Below are 12,593 nucleotides of genomic sequence, written 5' to 3'. Positions count from 1 at the left end.
CAAAGCGCATGGCCACCGCCGGTCTGAACGACGTCAAGAAGGGCATGAAGATCCTTCACAACAATGACCCCTGGGTGATCACCGACGCGGAGTTCATCAAGCCCGGCAAGGGTCAGGCGTTTACCCGCATTTTCATTCGCAACCTGAAGAACGGCCGCACCTCCGAGCAGACGATGAAGTCGAGCGACTCGTTCGAGGTCGCCGACGTCGTCGATACCGACATGCAGTACCTGTACTCCGATGGCGAGTTTTGGCACTTCATGCAGCAGGAGAGCTTCGAGCAGCACCAGGCCGCCAAGGTTGGCATGGGTGACGCTGCCAAGTGGCTCAAGGGCGAGGAAGAGTGCGTGGTCACGCTGTTCAACGGTGAAATCATCGCTGTACAGCCGCCGAACTTCGTTGAGCTGAAGATCACCGAGACCGATCCGGGCCTGCGCGGCGATACCTCGGGTGGCGGCGGCAAGCCGGCTACGCTGGAGACGGGTGCCGTGGTGCGCGTGCCGCTGTTCGTCACTACCGACGAAATGATCAAGGTCGATACCCGCACGGGCGAATACGTCAGCCGCGTCGGCAAGTAAGGGCACACGCAGTATCGAACGGCACGGTGACCTCTCGGGCGCCGTGCCGTTTTCTTTATCAGCAGACACAGGGAGTGCCGTTTCATGCGCAGGATGGTTCAGTTCATCGCCTTGCTCGCTCTGGCTATCGCGCCACTGGCTCACGCCGACGACGCCCAGCCCTGTGACGACGGCACGATTGCAGCAGTGGCCCGCTGGGCCGGAATCAAGGGCAAGCTGGTGTCCTGGGACGAGCAGGGTGGTCTGATCGCGGCGGCAGCTTGCAAGGCCATGCCCAATGCACCAGGCACCATGATCGCCGCCATCGCGTTTGACACCAATCATGAGGGTCCTGGCGGCGACAGCGGCAGCAAGGTGCAGGTGATTGCACTGGTCGAAGCCGGCAAGGTGGTTGCCGCCGATCGTTCGGTGATTGAAGAAGACGCGCTTACCGCCGTCGGCAGCTACCGCATCGATACCGCGCCATACCAGCTGTCGCCCAACGTTCGTGCCTTCGGCGTGGTGTTCACCAGCAGTGCCCGCGGTGCGAGTTGCCCGGATGCGAATGCCGAAAACGAACTCACGCTGTGGATTCGCGATGGCGACCGCCTGCGCGCCGTCATGGGCACCAACCTCGACGGCTGGACCAGGGTGGAGGGCACGGCTTGTAGCGCTGGTACGGGCGATGCGCGCAGCGAATCGGCACACATGACGATTGCGGTGGAGAAGACCTCGAGCCACGGCTTAGCCGATCTCTCGATCACTGCGCATATCACGCAGACGCAGCGCAAGAACAACGAATACTCGGATACGGGCAAGCGGACCGCCCGCACCGTGCTCAAGTACGATGGGAAGTCATACGGCATCGATATGTTCCGTAACTTCTGGTATCCCGATTCAGCGAGGTAGCAATGAACTCCGGCAGCACTGACATCGACCTTCTCATAGAGGCGCGCTGGGTTGTTCCCGTCGAGCCGCACGGTGTGGTCCTTGAGCACCATGCCGTGGCGGTGGACAAGGGCGCCATCGTGGCGCTGCTGCCGATCGCCGAAGCGCGCGCCAGGTATGTCCCGCGTGAACGCGTTGAACTGGGCGAGCACGCGCTGATCCCTGGCCTGGTCAATTGCCACACCCATAATCCGATGACCTTGCTGCGCGGCCTCGCCGACGACCTGCCGCTGATGGTGTGGTTGCAGCAGCACATCTGGCCGGCCGAGGCCAAAGTGATCGGGCCGGAATTCGTACGCGACGGCGTGGAGCTGGCGGTTGCCGAGATGCTGCGCGGCGGTACCACCTGCGCTAACGAAAACTACTTTTTCCCGGACGTGATCGGCGCGACCTACCGGCGTCTCGGTTTCCGTGCCGTGGTCGGCCTGCCGGTGATCGAGTTTCCCACCGCTTGGGCCAAGAGCCAGGACGAATATTTCGAGCGTGCCGCTGAGGTGCATGACAGCTTCCGTGGTGACGCGTTGGTCAGCACCGCATTCGCGCCGCATGCGCCCTACACCGTGTCTGACCAGAGCTTCGAGCGCATCCGTGTGCTGGCCGATCAGCTGGATATTCCAGTGCATCTGCATACGCACGAAACGGCGCATGAGGTCGAGGAAGAAAAGAAGAAGAGCGGGCTGCGCCCGTTCCAGCGTTTGCAGAAGCTGGGGCTGGTCAATGACCGCCTGATCGCGGTGCATATGACCCAGATGACCGACGGCGAGATCGCAGCCTGCGCCGAAGCCGGCGTGTCGGTAGTGCATTGTCCGGAGTCCAATCTCAAGCTTGCTTCCGGGTTCTGCCCCGCCGAGAAGCTGCGTAAGGCCGGCGTGAATGTGGCGATCGGTACGGACGGCTGCGCCTCCAACAACGATCTGGACATGTTCGGCGAAACGCGCACGGCCGCGATGCTGGCGAAAGCGGTGGCGAATGATGCCGCGGCCTTTGATGCCGCGTATGCCTTACGTGCCGCCACGCTCAACGGCGCGCGCGCGATGGGGCTGGACGCGAAGATCGGTTCCATCGAGCCGGGCAAGCAGGCCGATCTCTCCGCGGTGCGGCTGTCCGATCTGGAAACGCAGCCGCTGTTCCACGTCGCCTCGCAACTGGTGTACGCCACGGGCCGTCATCAGGTGACGGACGTGTGGATTGCCGGCGCGCGCAAGCTGGCCGGTCGTGTACTGGTGGATATGGATACGGATGGCATTCTTGCGCGCACCCATGCGTGGCGTGAGCGCATTGCCGCCATCGATGCACCGGCGCCGGTGATGGCATGAACCGCTATCTGATCCTGGTGATGCGCCGGCCGCATTACGACCCGGCGATGGTGCAGCCTCACAAGGATTTTCTTGAGGGGCTGCGCGCCGGCGGAACACTGGAGATGTCCGGACCGTTCAGTGACAAATCTGGCGGTGCCTACCTGATGTTTGCCGAAAGTTTCGATGAAGCGCTTCGCATCGCACATAGCGATCCGGCCCATACCAGCGGCGGCTGGGATATCACGGTGTACGAATGGCAGGCGCGTTAAGCTATGCGCCTGATCGAAATGCCATGCGCAAGAGGAATTCATGATGCAGGCTGCCAGTAACGTAAGCCCCGACGAGATCGCCCGCTTCGGCAAGCTAGCATCGCGTTGGTGGGATCCCAATGGCGAATCGCGTCCGTTGCACGATCTGAATCCGGTGCGTGCCGGCTACGTCGCCGCGCGTGTCGATCTGCGCGGTGCCAAAGTCGCCGATGTGGGTTGCGGCGGCGGGCTGCTCAGCGAGGCGCTGGCACGCGCCGGTGCGCACGTCACAGGCATCGACCTGGGCGACAAAGTGATCGATGTGGCGCGCCTGCACCTGCACGAATCCGATTTGCAGGTGGACTATCGCGTGCAGTCGTCCGCCGAGCTGGCGGCGACCGAACCGGCAAGCTTCGATGCGGTGTGCTGCATGGAGCTGATCGAGCATGTGCCCGATCCTGCGGCGCTGGTTGAGGATCTCGCGGCGATGGTGAAGCCGGGAGGCCTGGTTTTCATGTCGACCATTAACCGCACGCCGGCAGCCTTTGGCGCGGCGATTCTTGGCGCCGAATACATCACGCGCATGCTGCCGCGCGGCACGCATCACTACTCGCAGTTTCTCAAGCCGTCGGAGCTGGGGCGTCTGCTGCGACATGCGGGCCTGGAGCTCGAAGACGTTTCCGGCCTCGGTTACAACCCCGTGAGCCGCAAGGCCTGGCTGAGCCGCATCACTGCAATCAATTACGTGCTGTGCGCACGCAAGCCGGCATGAAGCCATTGCCCGAAAACATCCAGGGTGTGTTGTTCGATCTGGACGGCACCTTGCTGGACAGTGCCGTCGATCTCTATACCGCCCTGGTCATGCTGTGCGAGGAAGAGGGCGTCGCGAGGCCCGAGTACGCGCCAGTGCGCGAGGTGGTTTCGCGTGGCTCGCGCGCGATCCTGTCGTGTGGTTTTCCGGACCGCGACGAGGCGGGACGACTGGCGCTGGTGCCGCGCTATCTCGAGCTTTATCAAGACGTGATGGCGCAGCAGACGCGTGCTTTCGACGGTGTCGACGAACTGCTGGCCCTGATCGAAGCGCAAGGCATGCGCTGGGGCATCGTCACCAACAAACCGGCGTTCCTCACCGACGAGTTGGTAGAGCAGATCGGCTGGTCGTTGCGCGCTGGCGCAGTGGTATCCGGCGACACGCTGCCGGTAAAGAAGCCCGATCCGGCTCCGGTGCTGCTCGCCTGCGAGCAGGCAGGATTGGAGCCGTCGCGTTGCCTGTTTGTCGGCGATGATCGCCGCGACGTGCAGGCCGGCGCGGCAGCGGGTCTCTATACGGTGGCGGCGAACTGGGGTTATCTCGACGGCGGCGATCCGCATCAGTGGCATGCCGACCTGGTACTGGATACGCCGGCCCAACTCACCGCGCTATTGCGCCGGCCGGTAATGGCATGAGTCCAGTGCAAGAAGCCGGCGTTGCGTGGCAAAGCTACGTCGACAAATGGCTGGCGGTGCAGCCGCGGCAGCGCATCGCGCTGGCCTTTGTCGATGCCGCGCACTATCCGGGCCATATCGCGCTGGCTGCGCTGGAGCAGGAACTGCTTTCCGCGGCCTACGGTATTCAAGAGCCACAGGTAGCGGCAGCCAAGCTGAACTGGTGGGCGGAGGAGCTCTCCGGTGCGGCGGCCAGCGGCGGGCGGCATCCATTGACCCAGGTGTTGTTCGACGACGAGCGTGCTCACGCGATTCCGAATGAGCGTTGGTTAGCGCCGGTGCTGGCGGCGATGGCGCAGCTGGAGCAGGGCACCGCTGCCGATTTTGCCGCCCAGCTGGCGGCCGGCACACCCCTGCATGGTGCGTTGGCCGGACTGGAAACCGCGTGGTGGTATGGCGAAGCGGCGTCATCCGAACGCGCCGCGCGCGCGGCCACGCTGGCACATCTGTTTTATGCGCTGCTGCGGCTGGAAGAAGATGCCGAGCGCGATCGTCTCTCCCTGCCGATGGCGCGCATGGCGCGCTTCGGCCTCAGTCGTACCGACCTGCGTGCGCCGGGCAAGGCACGCGAGCAGGCGATCCACGCACAACTGGACGATTTGCTGTCCGCCTGGCGTGATGCGGACCGCCTGCCGGGGCCGCTGAGCGTGTTTCGCGGTCTGGAGTCGACGGGTGCGCGTGGTCTGACCCAGCAGGCCCGCAAGGCGGTCGATCCGCTGGCCGAGCTGCGTAAGGGGCAGTCCCGCAGCGGCCCAGGTACCGTCTGGCAAGCCTGGCGCGCGGCCCGCGCATGGCGGCGCCAGGCCGGCTGATGCCGGGGCGGACGCAGCGTTTCCGCCACGCCACTATTGCGACCCAGGGGCCATGCCCCAAGATTAGGAAATCTCGCAGCGCCCCATCGCTGGTAAGTCACAGGATTCACCCATGTACGCCCAGGAAAACACTGCCCGCCTTCTTCCCGATGTTGCCGTTCACGCGCAGCCGCATTTGGCTGGTGCGCTCGATTGGGTCGGCATGGATGGTATCGAGGTGCCGGTGCGTTTCGATGCCGGCGACGGCGATGTGCAGCGCGCTAGCGCGCGGGTCGGCGCCTTCGTCAATCTGAGCCGGCCGGACAAGCGCGGCATCCATATGTCGCGGCTTTACCTGCAGGTAGAACAGGCGCTGAGCACGCAGACGCTGAGCGCGGAATCGCTGCATGCGCTGTTGCGCGGTTTTCTCGAATCGCACAATGACCTGTCCGATCGCGCCTGCCTGAGCATCCGCTTCGAGCATCTGGTGCGGCGTCCCGCGCTACGTAGCGGCAATAGCGGCTGGCGCGCCTATCCGGTATGCATCGAAGCCAGCCTGGTCGGCGAGGAGTTCCTGCTGGAGTTCGGTACCGAGGTGGTCTATTCCTCGACCTGTCCCGCCTCGGCGGCGTTGTCGCGCCAGCTGATCCAGGATCAGTTCGCCAAGGACTTCGACGCGACCAAGTCCATTGATCACGCCGCCGTACTGGCCTGGCTCGGCACCGAGCGTGGCATCGTGGCTACGCCTCACGCGCAGCGCAGCGTGGCACGTCTGCGCGTGCGCATGGCAAAGGATGCGAAGTTCGATCTCATCGCACTGATCGATGAAGTGGAGCACGCGCTCGGCACGCCGGTGCAGACCGCGGTGAAGCGCGAGGACGAGCAGGCGTTTGCGCTGGCCAACGGCAGTAACTTGATGTTCTGCGAAGACGCGGCGCGGCGCATTCAAAAGGCACTGGATGCCGATGGGCGATTGATCGACTTCCATATTCGTGTTGAGCACCAGGAAAGCCTGCATCCGCACGATGCCGTGGCTTATGCCAGCAAGGGCGTGCCTGGCGGCTACGGCGACAAGCGCTGCTGACCTGAACATTGCGCCTGTTAGGATGCGGTTCCGTCGCAAGGAACCGCTCATGCGCTTACTTAAGTTGCTCCCCGTTGCCGCCGTGCTCGTCATCTCCGGCTGCGGTTGGTGGCCGCATGGCAAAGTATCCAAACCCGCGCCCGTCTCGCAGGCGCTGGTGCGTTCGCTGACCGGTATCGTGGTTTATGACTTGCCGCAGGCTGTACCGGCTGATGCGGTGCTTGAGGTCAGCCTGTCCGATGTCAGCCGTCAGGATGCGCCGGCTCGTGTGATCGCCAAGGAGCGCATTGCGCCAGTCGGTGCCTCGCCGGTGGATTTTCAGCTGGTCTATGACCCGGGCGACTTGGCCCAGGGCGTCGATTTCGCCGTATCGGCCCGCTTGCAGCAGGGCGACCATTTGCTCGCGATCAACGACGAGCGCGTCAGCGTGCTGGGTCGGTCGGGTGAGCAAGGTCCGGTACGCGTGCGCCTGAGAGCCGTGCCCTGAACAATTGCGTCAGGGCTTGGCCACACCTGGCAGCAGTAGTGGATCCAGCCTCGTTCCCAACCAGTTGAAACCCCAGTGCACATGCGGCCCGGTAGCGCGCCCTGTCATACCCGCCGCACCAATGACCTCGCCCTGGCGCACGCGCTGACCGACTTTCACATCCAGTCGCGAGAGATGCAGGAAGTTGGAGCTGAGGCCGAAGCCGTGATCGAGCAGCACCGTGCCGCCGGTGAGATAAAGATCGGGTTTCGCAAACGTCACCACGCCCGCCGCCGGTGCCTTGACCGAGGTGCCGGTGGGCACGGCGATATCCATGCCCGAATGCGGTGCCTTCGGGTCGCCGTTGTAGATGCGTTGATTGCCGAAGCGCCCGCTGATGCGTCCCTGCACCGGCCAGATAAAGCCTGAAAGGAAGTCTTCCCGGCTGTCGTCGCGGCGGCGGGCCGCCGTCACTTCGGCCTGCTCGCGGCGGATCCGTTCGGCGAGTGCGGGTGGTGGATTCACTGTCTTGGGCGGTACGCCATTCACGCGTTCGATCGGCCAATCGCGCGGGGTGACAGCGATGCGCACGCTGTCGCGCCGACCGTTCCGGTATGCGAGGTCGACGGTCAACGGGCCGGTTTCATCGCGTCCTGCGCCAAACACCACCGTGCCGTTATCGCCGACACGCACGGCCTTGCCGTCGACACTGGCCTGGGTAAGCCCTGGCAATGTTGCGACGACCAGGCCGCCTTGCGAAATGCTGGTGGGCAGATCGGTGGACAGCGCGGGCAGGGCACTCAGCGACAGCACGAGCAGCGCCAATCCGCGCCTGATGTGTGTCATCGATCGAAGGCCAGCCGCTGGCCGCGTACCGCGTCATTGATCGAGGTGCCATCCCATACGCGCGCACCGTTGACGAAAGTGGCCACGATGGAGCTATCGAATGTGACGCCTTCAAACGGCGACCAGCCGCATTTGGACAACACTTCCTCACGGCGCACGGTATGCGGTTTCTTCGGGTCGACCAGCACCAGGTCGGCCGCGTAGCCTTCGCGCAGATAGCCGCGCTCCTTGACATCGAACAGCGCGGCGGGCGCGTGGGTCACCGCCTCCACCATCCGTTCCAGCGTCAGCTTGCCTTCAAATACCCGCTGCAGCGCCGCCTGCAGGGCGAACTGCACCAGCGGCAGGCCGGAGGGGGCCTTGTCGTAGAGCTGGGCCTTCTCTTCCAGCAGATGCGGCGCGTGGTCGGTGGCCAACACGTCGATACGTCCATCGGCCAGCGCGCGGATGATGGCCTCGCGATCGGCGGCGGTCTTGATCGCCGGGTTGCACTTGATCAGAAAGCCGAGCTGCTCATAGTCGCGATCGTCGAAATGCAGGAAGTGCACGCAGGTTTCCGCGGTGATCTTCTTGCCCTTGAGCGGGCCGGGCTGGAATAGCGCCAGCTCGTCCGCGGTGGAGATGTGCAGCACATGCAGGCGAGTGCCATGTTTCTGCGCCAGCGAGATCGCCAGGCGCGTGGACTTGATGCAGGCCTCACGCGAGCGGATCAGCGGATGCTCGCGGGCCGGGATGTCGTCGCCGTACTTCTCGCGCGCCTTGGCATGCAGCGCGTCGATCATCGGCGTGTCTTCGCAATGCGTGATGATCGGGGTGGGGGCATCGCGGAAGATGCCATTGAGCACCTCGGGGTTGTCTACCAGCATGTTGCCGGTGGAGGCACCCATGAACACCTTGATACCTGGTGCCGCCAGGGGATCGAGCGAGCGGATCGCCTCGAGGTTGTCGTTGCTGGCACCCATATAGAAGGCGTAGTTGACGGCCGAGACCTCGGCCGCGCGGGCGTACTTGGCCTCCAGCGTGTCTCGGTCCAGCGCTGGCGGCTTGGTGTTGGGCATCTCCATGAAGCTGGTGATGCCGCCCGCCGCGCAGGCGCGCGATTCAGAGGCGATATCCGCCTTGTGGGTCAGCCCCGGTTCGCGAAAATGCACCTGGTCGTCGATCATCCCAGGCAACAGCCACAGACCGCTGGCGTCGATCACCTGTTCGCCGGGGTGGGCATCGAGGTCACCGGCAATGGTTTCGATGCGGCCCTGGCTGACACGCAGGTCGGCGTGGAAGCGGCGGCCTTCGTTGACCAGTTCGGCGTTCTTGATCAGCCAGTCAGTGGACATGGGGTTCCTCATGGGTGCGGCAGCGGCGGAAGGAGAATTGCTCGGGCACCGGATCCTCGCCGCCCGCGCACAGCGGCTGGCAGCGCAACAGCCGCCAGACTGTCAGTATGGCGCCCCGCCACGGACCAAAGCGTGCAACAGCAATCCGTGCATAATCGGAGCAGCTGGGGTGGAAGCGGCAGCGTTGACCCAGCAACGGGCTTAGCCAGCGCTTATAGAAGCCGAGCATGAAAAGTATGAGTCGTGTCACCACGGTTTTACGCTGCCGAAACAGCTTGCGGCATAAGTAGGCTGCAAGTATTCCAGATGCATGGTTGCCGGTGTAAGGCTCTTGGGCTATAACACCCCGCCGCCAAGGCCAAAATGGTGAAGGGAAATGGCGAAAACGACGCGTAGTTCGACAGCAGCCAAAGCGCAGAAGGGAAAAACTGCGTCCAAGGCCAAAGATGTCAAGACCAGCAAGGCGAAAGTAGCGGTTAAGACGGTGAAGGGTGCCGCCTCCAAGGTAGCCAAGAAGGCTGCTGCCAAGTCTGCGCCGGTCAAGAAGGCTGCTGTCGCGAAGAAGGCCGTGGTCAAAAAAGCCGCTGTGAAGAAAGCCGTCGTCAAGAAGCCGGTCGCAAAAAATGCGCCCAAACCCGTCGCCAAGCATGCCGCACCGGCCAAGAAGGCCGTTGCCAAGCCGCAGCCGAAGAAAGCCGCACCGGTCAGCAAGCCGGTGGCCAAGAAAGTTGCCGTGAAAACGGCTGTCAAGCCGGCGCCCAAGCCTGTGGCCGCGCCGGCCAAGAAACCGCAGAAAGTGGTCGCTGCCAAGGCCGCGCCGGTTCAGCCGGCCACCAAGCCGGCAGCAGCGGCCGCCAGCACCGCACCACCGAAGCCCGCCGCCGCGCCCCTGAAGGGCAAAGTAGCGAGCGCCGTCGCCGTGACGCCCCCGCGCGTGGCCACCGCCACCGCACGTCATGCCCCTTCCAAAAAACAGAAGACCCCGCAGTCCTCGATGAATAGCTCCACAGCCGTACTCGACAATGGCGTCACCAAAGAAGACGGGCGTTACGCTCTGCCTTCCACCATCTCCATCGATCTGCCGAAGGGCTATCGCCCCTCGAACGACGAGGAGTACATGAACCCGCGTCAGCTGGCCTTCTTCCGCAACAAGCTGCGCGAATGGCGCGATCAGCTGGTTGAAGAGTCGCGCCAGACGATGGAAAACCTGCGCGACGAGGTGCGCGACGTCGGCGACGAAGCCGAACGCGCCACCCGCGAAACCGAAAACTCGCTGGAGCTGCGCACCCGCGACCGGTACCGCAAGCTGATCTCCAAGATCGACAAGGCCCTGCGCCGGATCGAGGAAGGCCGCTACGGTTACTGCGAAGAAACTGATGAGGAAATCGGTGTGGAGCGTCTCGAAGCGCGCCCCATCGCGACCTTGTCGCTGGATGCGCAGGAGCGTCGTGAGCATCTGCAGAAGCAGATGGGCGACTGATCGCTGACGTTCGCACCTGTTGTAGCAAAGCCCCGCCGATGAGCGGGGCTTTGTTTTTGGCGGCGGCTCAGGCTTGCGCCAATTCCGCGGTGGCGTAGGCCTTCAGTTTGGCCAGCATGGCGGCCAGGCCGTTGGAGCGGGTGGGCGACAAATGCTTGGCCAGGCCGATGGCTTCAATAAAGCGCGGTTCGGTCGACACGATCTCGCGGGCCGACCGGCCCGAATACACTCGCAGCACCAGGGCGATCAGGCCCGACACGATGGCTGAGTCGCTGATCGCGGCGAAATGCATCTTGGCGGCGTCGCCGCTCGGCACCAGCCAGACCATCGACTGGCAGCCGTGGACGCGGTGCTCCTCGGTCTTCAGCGCTTCGGGAAAATCGGGCAGCTGCTTGCCGAGGTCGATCAGGTACTGGTAGCGCTCGGTCCAGTCGCCGAAGAAAGCGAATTCGTCGACGATGTCCTGCTGCGCCTGCTCGGCGCTGGGTGGGGCGATAGCGTTCATGCCACGCATTATCGCGCGTTTTCACGGACCCAGCCTGCGCGGCGGGGCGAGCTTAGCCTTTCGCCACGCTCCAGCGCGTACCTTGCGCGCCATCCTCGATCACGACGCCGAGCGCGCTCAGCTCATCGCGAATCGCATCAGCGCGCTTGAAGTCGCGGGAGGCACGGGCATTGCGTCGTTCTTCCAGCAAATGCTCGACATGGGCGGCATCGACTTCCGTGGCGCCGGCCTGCTTGAACCAGGCCTCGGGGTCCTGTTGCAGCAAGCCCAGCAATGCGCCGCCGCCGACCAGGGCGGCCTTGGCCTCGCGTTGTGTATCGATGCCAGCCTGCCGCGCGGCATCGGCAAGCTGCGACAGCTCGGCTAGAGCCTGGGGCGTGTTGAGGTCGTCGCACAGCGCCGCTTCGATGGTTGCCGGGATCGGCAGCGGGCCTTCCGGCGGCTCGACGTGGGCCAGGTCGCGCAGCACGCGGTACCAGCCATCCAGGGTGCTTACCGCCTGGGTGATGGCGCCGTCGGACCAGTCCAGCGGCTGGCGGTAGTGCCCGCGCAGCAGCACCAGGCGTAGGGCTTCCGGCGCATGCTGCCTGAGCAGTTCGTGGACATGCAGCACGTTGCCGAGCGACTTGGACATCTTGCGTCCATCGAAGGTCAGCATGCCGTTGTGCAGCCACCAGCGTGCGAAGGTCCTGCCGCCGTGGGCGCAGGTGGACTGGGCGATTTCGTTCTCATGGTGCGGGAACTGCAAATCCACGCCACCGGCATGGATGTCGATGGTCTCGCCCAGGTGCGCCTCGCACATGGCCGAGCACTCGATATGCCAGCCCGGGCGGCCGATACCCCAGGGGCTGTCCCAGCCGGGTAGATCAGGCGTGGAAGGCTTCCACAGCACGAAGTCCCCTGGGTTCCTTTTGTACGGAGCCACTTCCACGCGGGCACCGGCGATCAGTTCCTCGGTGTCGCGGCCTGACAGGGCGCCGTACTCGGGAAAGGTCGACACCTCGAACAGCACGTGGCCCTCGGCGGCATAGGCGTTGCCACTGGCGATCAGGCTCTCGATCATCGCGATGATCTGGCTTATGTGCGCGGTGGCCTTTGGCTCGATGTCCGGCGGAGCGATGCCCAGGCCGGCCATGTCATCGCGGTAGGCGGCGGTGTAGCGCTCGGTGATGGCGCCGATCTCGCAGTCCAACTGCTTGGCCGCGTTGTTGATCTTGTCGTCCACGTCGGTGATGTTGCGGGCGTAGACCAGTTGCGGGTAATGCCGACGCAGCAGGTTGGCCAGCACGTCGAACACCACCGGGCCGCGCGCATTGCCGATGTGCACGTAGTTGTAGACCGTCGGGCCGCATACATACATGGTCACGCGCTGCGGGTCGCGCGGGGCGAACGGTTCGGTGCGGCGGGTGAGGCTGTTGTAGAGCGAAATCGGCATCGACGGGGGTTCCGGTCCGGTGGAAGGCCGCGTGGGCAGGGCGCAGGCCAGCCGGGCATCTTAACAAGGTGTAAGCAGGGCCGCTGGGACCTGGTTATTCTAAGGGTGGATTCAGA

General features: G+C 64.2%; 15 protein-coding genes. 10 read left to right on the top strand and 5 right to left on the bottom strand.

The features are described from left to right. Positions 1–8: 8 nt before the first annotated feature. From efp to BM338_RS09105, 9 genes are all read left to right on the top strand, one after another. Positions 9–578: an elongation factor P gene (gene efp / locus BM338_RS09145; RefSeq protein ID WP_090450577.1), complete on the top strand. Its 570-nt coding sequence runs from the start codon at positions 9–11 to the stop codon at positions 576–578. A gap of 84 nt (positions 579–662) precedes the next feature. After that, positions 663–1,466, top strand: coding sequence for a PA3715 family protein (locus BM338_RS09140; RefSeq protein WP_090450576.1), 804 nt, complete (start codon positions 663–665; stop codon positions 1,464–1,466). A gap of 2 nt (positions 1,467–1,468) precedes the next feature. Then, positions 1,469–2,821, top strand: a complete 1,353-nt coding sequence (locus tag BM338_RS09135) for a TRZ/ATZ family hydrolase (protein ID WP_090450575.1) — start codon at positions 1,469–1,471, stop codon at positions 2,819–2,821. Continuing rightward, a complete protein-coding gene (locus BM338_RS09130; protein ID WP_090450574.1) occupies positions 2,818–3,072 on the top strand; it encodes a YciI family protein in 255 nt (84 codons plus the stop codon). Before BM338_RS09135 ends, BM338_RS09130 begins: the two co-directional genes overlap by 4 nt. Positions 3,073–3,115: 43 nt before the next feature. Further along, on the top strand, positions 3,116–3,823 hold the full coding sequence (gene ubiG / locus BM338_RS09125) for a bifunctional 2-polyprenyl-6-hydroxyphenol methylase/3-demethylubiquinol 3-O-methyltransferase UbiG (RefSeq protein WP_090450573.1): 708 nt from the start codon (positions 3,116–3,118) through the stop codon (positions 3,821–3,823). Further along, the gene (locus BM338_RS09120; RefSeq protein WP_090450572.1) at positions 3,820–4,497 is read left to right on the top strand and encodes an HAD family hydrolase; all 678 of its coding nucleotides are present in this window, start codon (positions 3,820–3,822) and stop codon (positions 4,495–4,497) included. The genes ubiG and BM338_RS09120 overlap by 4 nt, the downstream gene beginning before the upstream one ends. Further along, on the top strand, positions 4,494–5,348 hold the full coding sequence (locus BM338_RS09115) for a squalene/phytoene synthase family protein (RefSeq protein WP_090450571.1): 855 nt from the start codon (positions 4,494–4,496) through the stop codon (positions 5,346–5,348). The genes BM338_RS09120 and BM338_RS09115 overlap by 4 nt, the downstream gene beginning before the upstream one ends. A gap of 112 nt (positions 5,349–5,460) precedes the next feature. Further along, the gene (gene folE2, locus BM338_RS09110; RefSeq protein ID WP_090450570.1) at positions 5,461–6,411 is read left to right on the top strand and encodes a GTP cyclohydrolase FolE2; all 951 of its coding nucleotides are present in this window, start codon (positions 5,461–5,463) and stop codon (positions 6,409–6,411) included. 49 nt (positions 6,412–6,460) lie between these two features. Then, on the top strand, positions 6,461–6,898 hold the full coding sequence (locus BM338_RS09105) for a YbaY family lipoprotein (protein WP_177229280.1): 438 nt from the start codon (positions 6,461–6,463) through the stop codon (positions 6,896–6,898). A gap of 9 nt (positions 6,899–6,907) precedes the next feature. Here BM338_RS09105 and BM338_RS09100 read toward each other — a convergent pair whose 3' ends face one another. The 3 genes from BM338_RS09100 to yidD are packed head-to-tail and all read right to left on the bottom strand — an operon-like array spanning position 6,908 to position 9,286. Beyond that, positions 6,908–7,723 carry a M23 family metallopeptidase gene (locus BM338_RS09100; RefSeq protein ID WP_090450568.1) on the bottom strand — a complete coding sequence of 272 codons (816 nt, stop codon included), beginning with the start codon at positions 7,721–7,723 and terminating at the stop codon, positions 6,908–6,910. Beyond that, on the bottom strand, positions 7,720–9,057 hold the full coding sequence (locus BM338_RS09095) for a dihydroorotase (protein WP_090450567.1): 1,338 nt from the start codon (positions 9,055–9,057) through the stop codon (positions 7,720–7,722). Before BM338_RS09095 ends, BM338_RS09100 begins: the two co-directional genes overlap by 4 nt. Beyond that, entirely contained in the window at positions 9,047–9,286 is a 240-nt protein-coding gene (yidD, locus tag BM338_RS09090) for a membrane protein insertion efficiency factor YidD (protein WP_218156323.1), read from the bottom strand. Before yidD ends, BM338_RS09095 begins: the two co-directional genes overlap by 11 nt. 147 nt (positions 9,287–9,433) lie before the next feature. Here yidD and dksA point away from each other — a divergent pair, with 147 nt between their 5' ends. Then, positions 9,434–10,537 (top strand): RNA polymerase-binding protein DksA, encoded by a 1,104-nt coding sequence (dksA, locus tag BM338_RS21770; RefSeq protein WP_255367240.1) that lies wholly within the window; start codon positions 9,434–9,436, stop codon positions 10,535–10,537. 67 nt (positions 10,538–10,604) lie between these two features. Here the strand turns inward: dksA and BM338_RS09075 are convergent, their stop codons facing one another. Continuing rightward, positions 10,605–11,042, bottom strand: coding sequence for a SufE family protein (locus BM338_RS09075; RefSeq protein WP_090451223.1), 438 nt, complete (start codon positions 11,040–11,042; stop codon positions 10,605–10,607). 52 nt (positions 11,043–11,094) lie between these two features. Continuing rightward, complete coding sequence (cysS, locus tag BM338_RS09070) at positions 11,095–12,477, bottom strand: cysteine--tRNA ligase (protein WP_090450565.1); 1,383 nt, start codon at positions 12,475–12,477, stop codon at positions 11,095–11,097. Positions 12,478–12,593 lie beyond the last annotated feature (116 nt).

It is taken from the genome of Dyella sp. OK004 (assembly GCF_900114495.1).
Classification (GTDB): Bacteria; Pseudomonadota; Gammaproteobacteria; order Xanthomonadales; family Rhodanobacteraceae; genus Dyella_D.
The sequence above is the reverse complement of the archived record's forward strand: the minus strand, read 5'-3'. Positions and strand labels throughout refer to the sequence as shown.

Excerpts from the sequence above, each read along its gene's own strand:
- BM338_RS09120 (WP_090450572.1), top strand. The coding sequence starts at position 3,820 with ATGAAGCCATTGCCCGAAAACATCCAGGGTGTGTTGTTCGATCTGGAC.
- BM338_RS09115 (WP_090450571.1), top strand. The coding sequence starts at position 4,494 with ATGAGTCCAGTGCAAGAAGCCGGCGTTGCGTGGCAAAGCTACGTCGAC.
- BM338_RS09135 (WP_090450575.1), top strand. The coding sequence starts at position 1,469 with ATGAACTCCGGCAGCACTGACATCGACCTTCTCATAGAGGCGCGCTGG.
- BM338_RS09130 (WP_090450574.1), top strand. The coding sequence starts at position 2,818 with ATGAACCGCTATCTGATCCTGGTGATGCGCCGGCCGCATTACGACCCG.
- BM338_RS09100 (WP_090450568.1), bottom strand. The coding sequence starts at position 7,723 with ATGACACACATCAGGCGCGGATTGGCGCTGCTCGTGCTGTCGCTGAGT.
- cysS (WP_090450565.1), bottom strand. The coding sequence starts at position 12,477 with ATGCCGATTTCGCTCTACAACAGCCTCACCCGCCGCACCGAACCGTTC.
- folE2 (WP_090450570.1), top strand. The coding sequence starts at position 5,461 with ATGTACGCCCAGGAAAACACTGCCCGCCTTCTTCCCGATGTTGCCGTT.
- BM338_RS09095 (WP_090450567.1), bottom strand. The coding sequence starts at position 9,057 with ATGTCCACTGACTGGCTGATCAAGAACGCCGAACTGGTCAACGAAGGC.
- dksA (WP_255367240.1), top strand. The coding sequence starts at position 9,434 with ATGGCGAAAACGACGCGTAGTTCGACAGCAGCCAAAGCGCAGAAGGGA.
- yidD (WP_218156323.1), bottom strand. The coding sequence starts at position 9,286 with ATGCTCGGCTTCTATAAGCGCTGGCTAAGCCCGTTGCTGGGTCAACGC.
- ubiG (WP_090450573.1), top strand. The coding sequence starts at position 3,116 with ATGCAGGCTGCCAGTAACGTAAGCCCCGACGAGATCGCCCGCTTCGGC.
- BM338_RS09105 (WP_177229280.1), top strand. The coding sequence starts at position 6,461 with ATGCGCTTACTTAAGTTGCTCCCCGTTGCCGCCGTGCTCGTCATCTCC.
- BM338_RS09140 (WP_090450576.1), top strand. The coding sequence starts at position 663 with ATGCGCAGGATGGTTCAGTTCATCGCCTTGCTCGCTCTGGCTATCGCG.
- BM338_RS09075 (WP_090451223.1), bottom strand. The coding sequence starts at position 11,042 with ATGAACGCTATCGCCCCACCCAGCGCCGAGCAGGCGCAGCAGGACATC.
- efp (WP_090450577.1), top strand. The coding sequence starts at position 9 with ATGGCCACCGCCGGTCTGAACGACGTCAAGAAGGGCATGAAGATCCTT.